This window comes from Bradyrhizobium sp. LB14.3 (assembly GCF_040547985.1).
In the GTDB taxonomy this organism is placed as follows: domain Bacteria; phylum Pseudomonadota; class Alphaproteobacteria; order Rhizobiales; family Xanthobacteraceae; genus Bradyrhizobium.
Map to the genome: position 1 here is coordinate 455,652 of NZ_JBEPQT010000001.1, position 14,489 is coordinate 470,140.

The following is a 14,489-nucleotide window of genomic DNA, read 5'->3' on the forward strand; positions in this document are numbered from 1 at the left end:
TTCCTCAGACGTAGCGGTTGACCAGGGATTCCAGATATTCCTGCCGGCCCGAGCGCGGCTGCGGGTCGAAGCCCGGGCCGAGCGCGCGGTCGGCAAGTTCGGCGAGCGAGCGCTGGCCGCCAAGAATGGCGCGGCCCTCGGGCCCGGCCCATCCCTCGTAGCGTTTCGCAAGCGGCGCAGTGAGGGCGCCGGCGTCGAGCATGTCCGCGGCAGCGAGGAGGGCGCGCGCGCAGGCATCCATCGAGCCGACATGGGCATGGATCAAATCATCAGGGTCGATCGACTGGCGGCGGATCTTGGCGTCGAAATTCAGGCCCCCCGAGGTGAAGCCGCCACGGTTCAGCAGCTCGTGGAACACCAAAGCGAGCTCCGGCACGTTCATCGCGAACTGGTCAGTGTCCCAGCCGAGCAAATCGTCGCCACGGTTGATGTCGAGCGAGCCGAACACATCCAACGCCTCGGCAAGCGCAACCTCGTGATGGAAGGAGTGGCCGGCGAGGATCGCGTGGTTCTGCTCGATGTTGAGCTTGACGTCCTTCAGCAAATCGTAGCGCGCGAGGAAGCCGTAGCAGGTGGCGACGTCGAAATCATATTGATGCTTGGTCGGCTCCTTCGGCTTCGGCTCGATCAGGATCGGGCCCTTGAAACCGATCTTGTGCTTGTGCTCGACGACGAGGGAAACGAAGCGGCCGAGCTGGTCGAGCTCACGCTTGAGGTCGGTGTTGAGCAGCGTCTCATAGCCCTCGCGCCCGCCCCACAGCACGTAGTTCTGGCCGCCGAGCCGGTGCGTCACCTCCAGCGCGGCGCGGACCTGGCCGGCGGCATAGCTGAATATCTCCGGGTCCGGATTGGTCGCCGCGCCCGCCATGTAGCGGCGATGCGTGAACAAATTGGCGGTGCCCCAGAGCAGGCGCACTTTGCTTGAGGCCATCTTCGCTTCGAACAGGTCGGCGATCGCATTGAGGTTGGCGACGGACTCGCCGAGCGAAGCGCCTTCCGGCGCCGCATCGACGTCGTGGAAGGTGAAAAAGGGCACGTCGAGCAGGCGGAACAGCTCGAAAGCGACGTCGGCCTTGGCGCGCGCCTGCGCCATCGCATCGGTGCCCTGGTGCCAGGGCCGCAGGAACGTCTCGCCGCCAAAGGGATCGCCGCCCGGCCAGCACAACGAGTGCCAGTAGCAGACCGCAAAGCGCAGATGGTCCTCCATCCTGCGGCCATGGACGAGACGGTCCTTGTCGTACCAGCGGAAGGCGGGCGTGTTTCCCGCATCCTTGCCGGCGAAGGCGACAGGCGCGCTTGCATCGAAGAATTTCACTGACGCGTTCACTCAGGCACACTCCTTCAACGCAGGATAAAGCTCGCGCCAGCGGCGATAGGCCTCGTCATAGGCTGCGCTGACGGATGCGCGAGGCGTAAAGCTCGCAAGCCGCCGCGGACGGGTGCAAACCGCAGCAGCATCTTCGCCGGTGGCGGCGAGCCGGCCGAGCCGGGAGGCGCCGAGCGCCGCGCCGACCTCGCCTTCTTCGACGCGGTGGACGGGAATGCCGAGCACATCGGCGCAGATCTGCGCCCACAACGGCGAGCGCGAGCCGCCGCCGACGAGATCGACCTCGGAAAGCGGCCCGCTCGCCGCGCTCAGCGCCGCCAGATTGTCGCGCGCGGCGAAGGCGACGCCTTCGAGCACGGCCTGAACGATCTGGGAGCGGCCGGTCGCACCGCGCAGGCCGACGAAGGCGCCGCTGACGGCGGCATCGTTGTGCGGCGTGCGCTCGCCGTCGAGATAGGGCAGGAATTTGACCGGGCTCGGTCCATCGACGCGCTCGCCGAGCGGCGCCAGCAGCGCAGGCGCAGGCGTCTCCATCACGCCCGCGAGCCAGGCCAGCGACGCCGCAGCCGACAGCATCACGCCCATCTGATGCCAGCGGCCGGGCAGCGCATGACAGAACGCATGCACCGCCGAGGCCGGCGCCGGCGCGAACCGATCGGTAACGCGGAACACCACACCTGAGGTTCCCAGAGACAGAAACGCATCGCCCGGCGCGATTGCGCCGAGCCCGATCGCGCTCGCGGCGTTGTCGCCGGCTCCTCCGGCCACCGCGACATCCCGAGCCATGCCCCAGCGTTGCGCGTAGTCCGGCGCGAGCACCGCGCTGACCTCGCTGCCTTCGACGAGGCGCGGCATGTGGTGCAGATCGAGCCCCGTGGCATGCAGCAGCAGGGCCGACCAGCGGCGCAGACCGACGTCGAGCCACAGCGTGCCAGCCGCGTCCGACATGTCCTCGACCATCTCGCCGGTCAGGCGATAGCGCACATAGGCCTTCGGCAGCAGCACCTTTGCGATCCGCGCGAAGATTTTCGGCTCGTGCCTGGCGACCCAGAGCAGCTTCGGCGCGGTGAAGCCGGGCATGGCAAGATTGCCTGATATCGTGTGCAGCGACGGGCAGCGACGCTCCAGCGCGACGCATTCGGCGTGCGAGCGGCCATCGTTCCAGAGGATCGCGGGACGCAACGGCCGTCCATCCTCATCCAGCAGCGTCGCGCCGTGCATCTGGCCGGATAGCCCGATGCCGCGCACCTGCGCGACCTCACGCGGATGGCGGGCGGCAAGGTCGTCGACCGCGCCGATCGCCGCATCGACCCAGGCATCGGGATCCTGCTCGGACCACAGCGGCGCGGGATGCGACAGCGCCAGCTCGCGCGCCGCCGTCGCGAGAACCGCGCCGGCTTCGCTCACGAGCACCGCTTTCACACCGGATGTGCCGATGTCGATTCCGAGATCCACGCCATCCTCCCTGTCGTCTGTTGCGGTGCGCGAGCTCAGAGTCGCCTTGCCACAACGGGTCGTTTTGAATCCACTTGCCGCTAAGGCAGATTGTCCCGCATCACGATGTCGATCCTGATCTTCTCCTGTTCGCGCAAGATCGGCTCACCACGGGCGAGCGCGAGCAGCACGCGCACGGCGGCGCGCGCTTCGTGTCCGGGGTTTTGCGAGATCGCGGCATCCATCACGCCTTGCAGCAGCAGCCGGCGCGTCAGCGCGGTGACGTCGTGTCCGACGAATACCACCTGCCTGTCGCGACCGGCATCGCTCAGCGCCTTCTCGCTCAACGCGTTGGCCACGCCCTGCGTGCCGGCGCCGACGTTATAAAGGCCGACAATGTCAGCATGCCTGCCCAACAGTCGCGCCAAGACCTGTTCCGAACGCGCGTCCTCGTCGCGCCCTTCCAATACCGGCAGCACGCTGAGCCCGGGGAATTCCGACGCCATCACCTGGATGAAGCCAAAAATGCGCTCGGCATGGTCGCGCAGGCCCTGCGATCCCGCGATGATCGCGACCTTGCCCGACCTTTGTCCGACCAGCCGCCCGACCAGCGCGCCGGCGGTGCGCCCCGCGGCGATGTTGTCGATGCCGATATAATGGTGGCGGCGCGACGACGGCACGTCCGAGACCAGCGTCACGACCTTGGTCCCGGCATCAACGAGATCGTCGATCGCGGCGCGGACGCCGGGATGATCCAGCGCCACCACGGCGATGCCATCATAATCGTCCGAGAGCCCTTCCAGCGAAGCAGCGAGCACCGACGGATCGAACACGTCGGTTGCGACCATCTCGACGCTCAGCCGCCGGGATGAGAGCCAGGCCGACATCTCGCCGAGATAGGCCTCGATCTGCTGCATGAACGGGTTCGGTCCCGACGGAATCACGAAGGCGAAACGGCGGGCGCGGCCGCGGGCGAGCTCGGCCGCGGCGACATGCGGCTGAAAGGCGTTGCGCTCAATCGCTTCCTTGACGCGCCGGACCGTATCCGGCCGCACACCCGGACGATTGTGCAGAACGCGGTCGACCGTCGCGAGGCTGACGCCCGCCTGGCGGGCGATGTCCTTCAGCGTCAGCGCGGTCGTGGTGAGTGTCTCGGCCATGGCTGAAGGCTAGCAGAGGTTTTTTGAGGTACGCAACTCATTTTGAGGGGCAGCAGGCATTTTTCAGTCGCTGTTGCTAGGAACGGCCTCTTCGGTCGGCCGTTGCCGCCGCGTGCATAACGACATCACCCATGATCCCGGCGAGGGATTGAGCCCGACGCTCGAGCGCAACATCCAGGCGTTGGTCGAGCGCCGCCTCCGGGAGCGGCGCGCGGCCAGGGGGCAGGAAAAGCTTGCCGACGCCATCACGGCCTTCACCGGCAGCATGATTTTCGTCTACCTGCATCTCGCGGTGTTCGGCTTCTGGATCATCGCCAATCTGCATTGGCTGCCGGGGATCCCGGCCTGGGACGAGAGCTTCGTGATGCTGGCAATGATTGCTTCGGTCGAGGCGATCTTCCTGTCGACATTCGTGCTGATCTCGCAGAACCGCATGAGCGCAGTAGCGGACAAGCGCGCCGATCTCGATCTCCAGATCAGCCTGCTCGCCGAGCACGAGTTGACCAAGGTCGCCCGCCTCCTCACGCAAATCGCCGAGCGGCTCGATGTCCAGCCCGACTCGAAGCGCGATCTGGAGGAGGCAAGCCGGGACATCGCCCCCGAGCGCGTGCTCGACAGGATCGAGGAGACACGCTCCTGAGCTATCGGCCCGCCGACAGATCCAGGGTCAGGAACAGGCTGTTGGGATCCTCGACATAGCCCTGGAACGGGCCGCAGAGGACAAAGCCATGCGCCCGGTAGAGCGCGAGCGCCGGCTTGAAATAGTCCCACGAGCCGGTCTCGAGGCTGAGCCGCGCCATGCCGCGCGCGCGGGCTTTCGTGATGATGTGGCGAAGCATCTCACCGCCAAAGCCGCGCCGGCGCGTGGTCTGGAGCGTGTGCATCGACTTCACCTCGCCATGCTCGGCCGAGAGCGTCTTCAGCGCACCGACGGCGGCCAGCGTCTCGCCGTCCCAGCCGGTCCAGAACGCGACGTCGGACGCGCGGAGCCCGAAGAGATCGAGCGCATGGGCGCTGCCCGGCGCGGTCTGCGCCCGCGCGGCGGTGACGTGATGATCGAGCAGCGCGATGACGCGCGGATCAAAGGTGTCGCCGGTGCGGATCTGCATTGTCAGGTTCACTCCAGGATTTCATATCGCATCAGCACTTACATCTTCCCGTAGGAAGCGCCGCGGCGCGTGATGATGACGTAGCGATGTGCACGGCGATCGCGCCCTCCAGCATCAGGAGCTGCTGGGTGAAGGCATTGCGGCCCCACGGGCTGTACGGCACCCGCGTGCCGGCCGGCAGGTCGATGGCTGGCTGACGCCGGAGCGCGCCGCGAGTTCATTCAGCGTCATGCCGGCCTGCGTCCGAAGCGTCTTCAAGCGACGACCGATCGCGCGATCGCGCTTTTGCTGGTCCATTTTTTGTGGGTCCTGGCTTTCATCCGAACATGCCCCGGCGCGGTGACCGCAAGCCACCAGGCGAGAGAAGCTTAGCCGAGAGAGCAGCGGGTGCCGGTCACGATGGGCTAATATATTGGAAACTCACGCACTGCGCGATGTGCGCTTGCGCCTGTCAGGTCGATCGGAAGGAAAATCTCAATCGGAGAAGCCTGGAGCGGGCGAAGGGAATCGAACCCTCGTATGCAGCTTGGGAAGCTGCCGTTCTACCATTGAACTACGCCCGCGGACGCGCGGTAACCGACGCCCGCTCTGATTAGCCGAGACGGCGCTTCCCGCCAAGCGCTTTGGCGCGCCCGGCCGGACGCTTGTTAACGTCTCGGTAAGATTTTGGGTGCGCCGGATTGTGGCGGTGTTATGATCGCCTGTCTGGGGAGAGACGTGCACTGAGTGGGGCGTGTGCATGGTGGGGCGTGGCTACGCGATATTCGACACGACCATAGGGCGCTGCGCCATTATCTGGAGCAGCACCGGCGTGGTCGCTGTGCAATTGCCGGAGGCGCGGGAGATCGACACCCGCCGCCGGATTTTCCAGGTCCATCCCGAGGCGCGCGAACAGCGGCCGTCCGCGAACGCCGAGCTTGCGATCGAGGGCATGGTGGGCTTGCTGCAAGGCAACGATCCTGATTTTTCCGAGGTCAGCCTGGATGCGGGCGGCGTGCCCGACTTCAACCGGCGGGTCTACGAGTTCGCCTGCACGATTCCGCGCGGGGAGACGCGCACCTATCACGAGATCGCCAAGGCGCTGGGCGTCTCCGGCGCCGCGCATTCGGTGGCGCAGGCGATCGCGAAAAATCCCTACATGCTGATCGTGCCCTGCCACCGGGTGCTGGAGGCGGGCAATTACACCGACCGGCTCTCGCCCTATGGCGGGGTGATCTCCAAGCGGCGGCTGCTGTCGCTCGAGGGTGCTCATCCGGTCGCCAGCAAGACGCTATTCGAGGTGCTGCTGCCCGTTGCCCCGCCCCGTGCGCCCAGCTAAGGCGCGATTTTGATCGCACCTTAGCTTTGTTTTTGGTCATGATCCTGTCGAAAAACCGCTAACACTTTTCCGGATCATGCCTAGATAGGCGGGATGGATGCGACCACGCTGCTGACGACGCCCTCGATGACGGTCTCCGAGTTTCGCTGCGATGCGGGACCGGACGACGCGTCGTTTGCGGAGTGCCGCACCGGCCATTCCATCGCCTATGTCCGCGCGGGCAGCTTCGGCTGCCACTGCCGCGCCGGCTTCTTCGAGCTGGTGGCGGGCTCGATGCTGGTCGGCGCACCGGGCGAGGAATACACCTGCACGCATGAGCATGTCTCCGGCGACGTCTGCCTGTCCTTTTTCCTGGGCGAGGATCTGGTCGACGCCCTCGGGGGACGTCGCGACATCTGGCAGGTCGGCGCGACGCCGCCGCTGCCCGAGCTGATGGTGCTGGGCGAGCTCGCCCAGACGGCGGCAGATGGCAACAGCGATCTCGGTCTCGACGAGGTCGGTCAAATCCTCGCCGGCCGCTTCATTGACGTCGTCTCGGGCAAGGCGCGCAAGCCGACAACGCCCACTGCGCGCGACCGCCGCCGCGCCGTGGAAGCCGCGCTGTGGATCGACGCCAACTCGCATGCCGAGGTCGACCTCGAACAGGCCGCGCGGCAGGCAGGTCTCAGCCCGTTCCATTTCCTGCGGCTGTTTTCGAGCGTGCTCGGCGTCACCCCCCATCAATATCTGGTGCGCTCAAGGCTGCGGCATGCTGCGCGGCTGCTCGCTGACGACGACATCGCGGTCACCGACATCGCCTATGACGTCGGCTTCGGCGATCTCTCCAACTTCGTCCGCACTTTCCGCCGCGCCGCCGGCGTGTCGCCGACGAAGTTCCGTCAGGCTTCGAGGGGGAAGCGCAAGATTCTCCAAGAGCAGCTCGCCCTCAACTGACTAGGTTCGTCTCCGGCGCGCGCCAGTTGCGGCGCGCTTTGGAAATGGAGACGACCATGTACGATCACATCGGGTTGCGCGTTGCCGACCTCGACGCCGCCACGCGCTTCTACACCGCGGTGCTGGCGCCGCTCGGTTATGTCCTGTGTTCGAGCGGCGACGGTTATGCCGGCTTCGGGCCGAAAGGCGAGCCGGCGCTGTGGCTGCACCTGAACAAGGGACGGAAAGCCGATGGCGCGCATATCGCGTTTCGCGCCGGAGATCATGACGCGGTCAAGGCGTTCCACGGCGAAGGCCTGAAGAGCGGCGGCCGCGACAATGGCGGCGCCGGCCCGCGCAAGGATTACAGCCCGACTTACTACGCGGCATTTTTGATCGATCCCGATGGCAACAATGTCGAGGCGGTTTGCACGTGAGTTCTCTCCGTCGTTGCGAGGAGCTCTTGCGACGAAGCAATCCAGACCGTAGTCGCGGAAGCATTTCTGGATTGCTTCGCTTCCGCCTTCGCTCTGCGAGCTTCGGCGGACAAGCCGCTCGCAATGACGGTGTTTGTGGCGAACGCCTAACATAGTCAAGGACACTTTCATGGCCTCCATCCACAATGACATTCCCCTCCCCGCCTCGGCGCACGACGTCTGGGACGCGGTGCGCGATTTCGGCGCGCTGCATCAGCGGCTGGCGCCGGGCTTCGTCACCGCCTGCACGATCGACGGCGACGCGCGCGTCGTCACCTTTGCCAATGGCTCGGTCGCGCGCGAAGTGCTGGTCGATTGCGACGATGCGCGGCAACGGCTGGTCTACGCCATCAACAGCGAGCGGCTGAAGCATTACAGCGCCTCGGTGCAAGTGATTGCCGAGGGCGATGCGAGATGCCGCCTGGTCTGGATCATCGACATGCTGCCGAACGAGCTTGCAGCTTACGTACAGGGCCAAACCGGGGATGCCGTGATCGCCATCCACAAGGCGTTTCCGGCTTAGTTTACTTATTTGAGCATGATCCTTTCGGAAAACCGCTGCACACTTTTCCGGATCATGCCCGCAGCTGCGTGATCTTTTTCACAGACCCAGCCCTCGTCCGCCGTAACCATGGCGGCGTGCGTCCGGTTGGCTCCGCTCTCCCGGCGGCGCCACGCACGCGAGGAGCAGGCCATGAGAGGTGCGGACAAGGTGATCTGCCAGGCGGCCGCCGTGCTGCTGGTGTTGTCGATTTCGAGCGCCCCCGCGAAGGCGCAATTCCTCGGCGGCGGAGTTGCCGGCGGCGAGGACATGATGACCCGGATGGCGCCGATGCTGGAGATGATGAAGGCGAAGATGGGCAAGCGCCGCTTCGCCATGATGATGCAGACCATGGGCCCGATGATGAGCCGCATGATGGAGAATGGCGGCGGCGGGTTTAGCGGCCTCAACGCCGGTAATCTCGGCGGCGGTTTCGGTGCGCCCAATTACGGCGGCACCATGCCAACCGGAATGGGCGGCATTGGCGGCGGCGATATCATGGGCATGCTCGGTGGCGCTGGCGGCGGCGACATGATGGCGATGATCCCGCAACTGATGCGGCTCGCCAATGTCGGCGGCGGTGGCGGCCATCGCCGCCACAGACATCGCTAGTCCGCCGCGGCCGAAAGAGCGCGCCTGATCGCAGCCTTGCTCTCGCGCGGTCCCCAGCGGGTCAGCACCACGCTGGAGCACGAGAGCAGGCCGAGCACGACCATCGAGCTGGCGGCCAGCCAGAAGAAGTTCTGCGCGGTGGCATCGTGCGTCGACAGCCACCAGCCGACCGCCGCGATGTAGATCAGCCGCGCGGTCTGCGCCAGCACCGGGCCGATCACTTTCGCAGCCCCCTGCGACGAGAAATATATCGTCAAGGCCAGCCCGATCACGTCCAAAGTGTACAACCAAATTTGTGAGCTTGGGCCGCTGGCGAGCTTCAATTCATGCCGGAAAGCCGCCACACATTGTTGAACTATCTGCCTTCCTGTTACGCAGTATGGCAAGGCTTCGCCGATCGCGAGCCAAGCCCACAGGGGTTAGGGACACATGAGGAGCCGGGCGAGCTTTGGCGAGTGAGCCCGATTTTCTCATGAGGATGCGAATCTCTGCACGCCAATTTTTAATTTTCGGGCGCTGGCGCGCTGCGGGCGAGTCAAAAAACTGACTTATCCCACTTATCCAGCTGCGTTGCCCCTTGGATTTCGACTTGATCTGGCTCGAACTAGACTGATTAAGCTACCTTGGCACAACCCTGCCGACCAACGAACCTCACCTCAGCTTCCTCTGCGTCGGTAAGGATGGATAGGTGTATCGGCCGCGTGAGCTGGTCCACGTCTGTACATCGGCGAATTGCGTCTGCCATTTCATCCGTCGCGCACACCACCAGCAAATCAACATCTTCGGCGCTTGAAAACCGCTCCAATGCAGAGCCAAAGAGATACCAGCTCGCGTCGCCTACCTGAGCATTGGTCCTAACAGCGATTTCTTTTATAGCGGATACCAAATCGCTCATACTCATCGCTTGTTGAGCCTTCCCAAAAATTCACCGAATTTGAATGCTTCAGCACCCATTGCCTCTGCCGCTTGTACGGCTGCCGAAGTGACTGCACCATAGCTACTCATCTTCAACGCAGCATCGAAATGACCGTACAAATCACGCGCATTTCGCACGTCCTCGGCCGACATGTCGTAAGCATCAACGAGTACCACCGTGACGTCCGGCATCGCTCCGAAGCGACTGAGTGTGAAGACCTTATCGTATACTCTAGCTACCTCGCGAACTGCAGTGTGCTGATTGAATGCACGCTCGAAGAAGCTGTATTCTTTGTTTCGATATGAACTCACCGGTTCATCGCGGGACCCGCGCATCAACTCGCCAAACGTACCAAAGGCAGCAGGCGCACCATGAATAAAGTCAACTGCTGAACCCGTCCATATGGCCTTTGACGGCACATTCACAACAAACTCGGGTTGCCGGTCTGGACGCAGAAATAGCGGCTCGACGTGAGCTAGAGTTACTACGTCTGCAACGCCAATGGCTACGGCTGTAAATTTCGCGCCCCCTTTCCTCATAACAGAGAGAAAACCCGAACCAATCGGTACCGCGCTAAAATTCTCGTCGCTCTTACTGGCGATCCAACTCGCTATGCGTTCATCCCCACTCACGAATCAATCCTTCAATACAGTCGCCATTTCTGCGGGAAATTGAGCCGCGCCGTCTCTGCAATCCTCGATATGACGAGCCTCGAGATCATCAATATGCTGGCGAAATTTTTCTACAGTAACGTCTTCACCCGCACCTAAGAGGTGCCTGTTGGCATCGAGCTGAGCTAGCACTCTGCGATTGTTCGGAATTATCTTCTCCAGAACCTTGCGCTTCCATCTCTCCGCCGCCCCACTCTCCGGATTTTTTGCGGCATTGATATGAGGTCCATAGTCCTCGAAGATTTGCCGATTTTCCCGGAGCAGCGGTTGTATCGCAGCGAGCGCTTCGCCTCGACTGTTAAACCGCGTCACCCCAAAGAGTGCGCGCAGCCTTTCAGCATGACTTCGCTTCCACCGGAGAATAAGATCGTCAGGATATTCTTGTAGCGCCTTGTCGATGATCGTGTGGCACAACGAGCAAAGAAGGATGAGGTTGTCAAATGCTCCTCGCTCCGCTTTGCTTAGGCTTGCATTCGCCCTAGGACCATCATCGTTTGCGGCGAACACATGCGCCATTTCAGCGACGTGTATTTGCTCTTCTGGATACTCGATAAAGAGCTCTCGCGAGCACGCTGGATTTTGACAGTATCCGCCCGATGCCGCGAATAGCCGCCGCTGTGTGTGAGCGTTTGGGGATGCGGCCCCTCTAGAACAAGCCATTTTGCCACGTATACCGCACATTTGTTCAGGCCGCCAAGGTAGCAAGCAGCATCGACGCAATATAAAATTGTCTATGTTGACTGCCCGCCTAACGTCCCTTCAGCCTTGGTCGGCCTTCATTACTCATCCAGCATCAGGTTGCTCAAACCACAATGGCGGGCGAACGTTCAAACGCATAGTTTGGCCCCCAACGAGTCAAAACGACGCTCGCCAAGGAGAAGCTGGCCAGAACGACCATGGAACTTGCGGCAAGCCAGAAGAAACTTTGGGCGGTGGTGGCATGGATGGATAACCACCAGCCGCCCGCCGCGATAAAAACGAGCCGCACGGTCTGTGCCAGCACAGGGCCCAGTACTTTAGCGGCTCCCTGCGATGCAAAGTATAATACACTCGCGAGGCCAATGAACGCGTAGAACGGCGCCACCGTCGACAAATATTGATGGCTGGTGGCGCGCACGATCTCGCTGTCCGTGAAAATATTGACCCAGAGATCAGGGAAGAGCGCGACAAGGCAAGCAGGTGCGCCGACGGCGACGAAGGCGCTCGCGCCTGCGATCCAGGCGATGCGCCGGGCGCGGGCGATGCGGCCGGCGCCGACCGCCATGCCGATCATCGGCACCGAGGCGATGCCGAACGCGAACGCGATTGAGGTCAGCAAAAATTCCAGCCGCGCACCGATGCCGTAGCCGGCGAGAATCGCGGTGCCGAATTTCGCCAGCATGTGGGTGAAGATCGAGATCGTCAGCACCGATTGCAGCGGCGAGAAGCAGGCAATGGCGCCGACTTTGAGGATGTCGAAGAACATTACCCACTGAATGCGCAGGCCGCGCAGCTTCGGCGTAACGCGGGCGCGGCCGGAAAACAGGTACCAGCCCATCACGCAGATGTTCATGGAATAGGCGATCAGCGCGCCGGCCGCGACGCCGCGCATGCCGAGCTGTGGCACGGGGCCGAGGCCGAGGCCGAGCGTGCCGCCGAGCAATATCTGCCAGACCGCGGAATTGAGGATCAACAGCGACGGCAGCTTCATGTTGCCGGTGCCGCGCAGGACGCCCGCCATGGTGTTGAGCAGCCAGGGCAGCACGGCGCCCCCGAAAAACACCTGGGTGTAGGCAATCGCATGTGTCAGCACATCGCCGCGGCCGCCGAGCATTTCCAGAACGCGCGGCCCGAAGATCAGCATGCCCAGCATGAAGACGAGGCCGAAGCTGATGCCGATCAGCAGCGCATGCGCGGCGAGCGTGCCGGCGCGCTCGCGATCGCCGGCGCCGAGCGCACGCGCGATGGCGGAGGCCACCGCGCCGCCCATCGCGCCGCCCGACATCGTCATGGTCAGGATCACGGTCGGAAACACCAGCGCCATCGCGGCAAGCGCTTCCACACCGAGACGTCCGATATAGGAGGTCTCTGCAATCACGGTGCAGGTGCCGGCGGAGAGCGCGACCACGTTGGGCCAGGCCAGCCCGAGCAGCGTGCGCAGAATCGGGCCATCCAACAGCGCGCTCTTCACGGGGCGTGGAGACGGCGGCAGCGGACGCTCTTGTTCATCGACCGGGATTTCGGCGATGTCGGACATGTCCTCTCCGGGGCACGAGCGCCATTTGCGGCGCAGCAATGAGTAGGTGTGCCAATAAATTTATTCGCGCTCAGGGCGCAACGAGCGGCTTGTTAGCACACCACGCAGCGATTCCTCCTGCGTCAGATGCAGGCGTGCCCTGCGGCGTCGCGTTTCATGGTGGAATTACCCGATGCGCCAGAGCAACGGCGGGCGGCCGCCTGCGGGCGCGCGCAGGTGAACGCCGATGTGCCGCCCGCATCCTGCAGCGAGGCCCTCGAACAATCCCTCCAGCACCTTGGCGCAGGCGGGGTGACAGTCGGTGACGTCGTCCATCAACTTCCAGCTCTGCTGACGGATTTCGAAGGTGCCTTCGGATGGCGTTACCTCGGCCGCATCGCCCTGCGCGGCAAACAGCGCGTTGAGGAACGTCGCGAATTCGCTCGCCCCGCCACGGCCCATCGACAGCGCCGCAGCGACCTCATCGAAATATTGCATCCCTATCAGCTTACCCGCGAGATGCAGGAGATAGCCGGCATCCTCCGGACCGAACAGCTGCACCATCACGGGCGCGGCGGTGCGCACATATTCCATCGCATAGTTGCGGTAGGCTTTTTCGAGCCGCGGCTTTGGCCAACTCGCGACAGGAAGAGCCGGCGCGGACTTCGCATCGAACAATGGCGCTTCGAGATGCCGCGCGAATACGAGCCGCTGGTCGAGCTCGAGCGGTTGGTCGTATTGATGGTAATAGCCTTCGAGCCCATCCTGGCCATCGACGCTCTGCTTGGTGCAGACGAAGCCCAGGCGGAGATCACCGAGCGCGACACCGTTGTTGGCGTGCCAGCCGCGCAGCATCGCGCGCGAAACTTCGCCCGGCACGCCGCAGATCGCGGTGCCCTTCCAGATCCAGCGCGGCGGCGGATAGCGGATCCAGGCCTTGGTGTCGCTCTCATACATGTATTCGACGTGCACGCCGCCGATCCAGTTCGAGAGGTAGTGATATTGCGCAGCGGCGACGGCGGGCGGCAGATGGCTCAGCCCGAGCTTTTCCAGCCCCGGCAGGAAGCGCTCCTGCTGCTGGCGGCGGAACACGCGGAAGACGAACTCCGCCGCATCCGCCGTGCCGCGACGCGTGACGACGGTGAGGATCAGGCCGGTGAAGTAGGCGTGATAGAGATCGGCAACCGCGCGCCAGCGTTTCCATTGAGCTTCCTGCGCGGGGTCTGATGCGGCGGTCATGTTCGCTCCCGATCGTTATTTTGATCGAGTGTGTCACTGCATTGGGTGACGGACAACCTGAACCGCACGCAGGGCGCCCTGCACGGCGGCCCGCCAATTCCGCATCACGAATTTTGAGCGGGCTTAATTTTGCCCAGCCTTAATTCTGCCCAGCCTTGGCGGCGCGCTCGCGCTCGACGCGCTCGGTCACGTCGCGCGCCATGGCGACCGATCCCTGCACCGCGCCGCCGGCGTCCCGCACCAGCGCGAAAGTCATCTCGATGTAGAGCTTGCGGCCGCTCTTGTGCAGCGCGCGGGTCAGTGTCGGCTTGCCCGCAAGCTTCATCGCGCCGCTGGCAAACGCGGCCTCGAAGCCCTTCCAATGCGCGGCGCGCAGATGTTCGGGAATGATCAGGTCGAGATTCTGGCCCAGCGCCTCGTCGGCGGCGAAGCCGAACAGCGCGGCCGATGCACGATTCCAGCGCGTGATCGTGCCCGACGGATCGGAATAGATCAGCGCGTCGGCGACGTCGTTGACAATATGTGCGTCCAGTTGGGATGAATTGGTCATGTCAACACC

At 63.7% G+C, this 14,489-nt stretch carries 15 protein-coding genes, 1 tRNA gene and 1 pseudogene; 6 read left to right on the forward strand and 11 right to left on the reverse strand.

The window, feature by feature from the left end:
* Positions 1–4: 4 nt before the first annotated feature.
* From xylA to ABIB00_RS02115, 3 genes are all read right to left on the reverse strand, one after another.
* The gene (gene xylA, locus ABIB00_RS02105; protein ID WP_354103207.1) at positions 5–1,327 is read right to left on the reverse strand and encodes a xylose isomerase; all 1,323 of its coding nucleotides are present in this window, start codon (positions 1,325–1,327) and stop codon (positions 5–7) included.
* A complete protein-coding gene (gene xylB, locus ABIB00_RS02110; RefSeq protein ID WP_354103208.1) occupies positions 1,328–2,782 on the reverse strand; it encodes a xylulokinase in 1,455 nt (484 codons plus the stop codon).
* Between the two features lie 80 nt (positions 2,783–2,862).
* A complete protein-coding gene (locus ABIB00_RS02115; protein WP_354103209.1) occupies positions 2,863–3,921 on the reverse strand; it encodes a LacI family DNA-binding transcriptional regulator in 1,059 nt (352 codons plus the stop codon).
* A gap of 112 nt (positions 3,922–4,033) precedes the next feature.
* Between ABIB00_RS02115 and ABIB00_RS02120 the strand changes: the two genes are divergently transcribed.
* Positions 4,034–4,561, forward strand: a complete 528-nt coding sequence (locus ABIB00_RS02120) for a DUF1003 domain-containing protein (protein WP_354103210.1) — start codon at positions 4,034–4,036, stop codon at positions 4,559–4,561.
* A 1-nt stretch (position 4,562) separates the two neighbouring features.
* Here the strand turns inward: ABIB00_RS02120 and ABIB00_RS02125 are convergent, their stop codons facing one another.
* Together ABIB00_RS02125 and ABIB00_RS02135 are read right to left on the reverse strand one after the other, a co-directional pair.
* Positions 4,563–5,030 carry a GNAT family N-acetyltransferase gene (locus tag ABIB00_RS02125; protein WP_354103405.1) on the reverse strand — a complete coding sequence of 156 codons (468 nt, stop codon included), beginning with the start codon at positions 5,028–5,030 and terminating at the stop codon, positions 4,563–4,565.
* 489 nt (positions 5,031–5,519) lie between these two features.
* A tRNA-Gly gene (locus ABIB00_RS02135) sits at positions 5,520–5,593 on the reverse strand.
* A 176-nt stretch (positions 5,594–5,769) separates the two neighbouring features.
* Between ABIB00_RS02135 and ABIB00_RS02140 the strand changes: the two genes are divergently transcribed.
* From ABIB00_RS02140 to ABIB00_RS02160, 5 genes are all read left to right on the forward strand, one after another.
* A complete protein-coding gene (locus tag ABIB00_RS02140; protein ID WP_354103212.1) occupies positions 5,770–6,348 on the forward strand; it encodes a methylated-DNA--[protein]-cysteine S-methyltransferase in 579 nt (192 codons plus the stop codon).
* A 93-nt stretch (positions 6,349–6,441) separates the two neighbouring features.
* On the forward strand, positions 6,442–7,281 hold the full coding sequence (locus tag ABIB00_RS02145; protein ID WP_354103213.1) for a helix-turn-helix transcriptional regulator: 840 nt from the start codon (positions 6,442–6,444) through the stop codon (positions 7,279–7,281).
* Positions 7,282–7,337: 56 nt separating this feature from the next.
* On the forward strand, positions 7,338–7,697 hold the full coding sequence (locus ABIB00_RS02150) for a VOC family protein (RefSeq protein ID WP_247443532.1): 360 nt from the start codon (positions 7,338–7,340) through the stop codon (positions 7,695–7,697).
* A 169-nt stretch (positions 7,698–7,866) separates the two neighbouring features.
* Entirely contained in the window at positions 7,867–8,259 is a 393-nt protein-coding gene (locus tag ABIB00_RS02155) for an SRPBCC family protein (protein ID WP_247338680.1), read from the forward strand.
* A gap of 171 nt (positions 8,260–8,430) precedes the next feature.
* Positions 8,431–8,889, forward strand: coding sequence for a hypothetical protein (locus ABIB00_RS02160; RefSeq protein WP_354103214.1), 459 nt, complete (start codon positions 8,431–8,433; stop codon positions 8,887–8,889).
* On the opposite strand, the pseudogene ABIB00_RS02165 reads toward ABIB00_RS02160, so the two are convergent.
* From ABIB00_RS02165 to ABIB00_RS02190, 6 genes and pseudogenes are all read right to left on the reverse strand, one after another.
* Positions 8,886–9,158: pseudogene (locus tag ABIB00_RS02165) on the reverse strand (MATE family efflux transporter); the annotation flags it as partial. The gene ABIB00_RS02160 and the pseudogene ABIB00_RS02165 overlap by 4 nt on opposite strands.
* Before the next feature lie 628 nt (positions 9,159–9,786).
* Positions 9,787–10,437, reverse strand: coding sequence for a hypothetical protein (locus ABIB00_RS02170; protein ID WP_354103215.1), 651 nt, complete (start codon positions 10,435–10,437; stop codon positions 9,787–9,789).
* Positions 10,438–10,440: 3 nt separating this feature from the next.
* Positions 10,441–10,992: a hypothetical protein gene (locus tag ABIB00_RS02175; RefSeq protein WP_354103216.1), complete on the reverse strand. Its 552-nt coding sequence runs from the start codon at positions 10,990–10,992 to the stop codon at positions 10,441–10,443.
* A gap of 286 nt (positions 10,993–11,278) precedes the next feature.
* Complete coding sequence (locus tag ABIB00_RS02180; RefSeq protein ID WP_354103217.1) at positions 11,279–12,712, reverse strand: MATE family efflux transporter; 1,434 nt, start codon at positions 12,710–12,712, stop codon at positions 11,279–11,281.
* A 165-nt stretch (positions 12,713–12,877) separates the two neighbouring features.
* Entirely contained in the window at positions 12,878–13,930 is a 1,053-nt protein-coding gene (locus ABIB00_RS02185; protein ID WP_354103218.1) for a hypothetical protein, read from the reverse strand.
* 139 nt (positions 13,931–14,069) lie between these two features.
* Positions 14,070–14,480 carry a PAS domain-containing protein gene (locus ABIB00_RS02190; RefSeq protein WP_354103219.1) on the reverse strand — a complete coding sequence of 137 codons (411 nt, stop codon included), beginning with the start codon at positions 14,478–14,480 and terminating at the stop codon, positions 14,070–14,072.
* Between the last annotated feature and the right edge of the window lie 9 nt (positions 14,481–14,489).

Bases quoted from the DNA above. Each gene is read 5' to 3' on its own strand.
- ABIB00_RS02180 (WP_354103217.1), bottom strand. From the start codon at position 12,712: ATGTCCGACATCGCCGAAATCCCGGTCGATGAACAAGAGCGTCCGCTG.
- ABIB00_RS02190 (WP_354103219.1), bottom strand. From the start codon at position 14,480: ATGACCAATTCATCCCAACTGGACGCACATATTGTCAACGACGTCGCC.
- ABIB00_RS02140 (WP_354103212.1), top strand. From the start codon at position 5,770: ATGGTGGGGCGTGGCTACGCGATATTCGACACGACCATAGGGCGCTGC.
- ABIB00_RS02175 (WP_354103216.1), bottom strand. From the start codon at position 10,992: ATGGCGCATGTGTTCGCCGCAAACGATGATGGTCCTAGGGCGAATGCA.
- ABIB00_RS02150 (WP_247443532.1), top strand. From the start codon at position 7,338: ATGTACGATCACATCGGGTTGCGCGTTGCCGACCTCGACGCCGCCACG.
- ABIB00_RS02115 (WP_354103209.1), bottom strand. From the start codon at position 3,921: ATGGCCGAGACACTCACCACGACCGCGCTGACGCTGAAGGACATCGCC.
- ABIB00_RS02185 (WP_354103218.1), bottom strand. From the start codon at position 13,930: ATGACCGCCGCATCAGACCCCGCGCAGGAAGCTCAATGGAAACGCTGG.
- ABIB00_RS02145 (WP_354103213.1), top strand. From the start codon at position 6,442: ATGGATGCGACCACGCTGCTGACGACGCCCTCGATGACGGTCTCCGAG.
- ABIB00_RS02155 (WP_247338680.1), top strand. From the start codon at position 7,867: ATGGCCTCCATCCACAATGACATTCCCCTCCCCGCCTCGGCGCACGAC.
- ABIB00_RS02160 (WP_354103214.1), top strand. From the start codon at position 8,431: ATGAGAGGTGCGGACAAGGTGATCTGCCAGGCGGCCGCCGTGCTGCTG.
- ABIB00_RS02125 (WP_354103405.1), bottom strand. From the start codon at position 5,030: ATGCAGATCCGCACCGGCGACACCTTTGATCCGCGCGTCATCGCGCTG.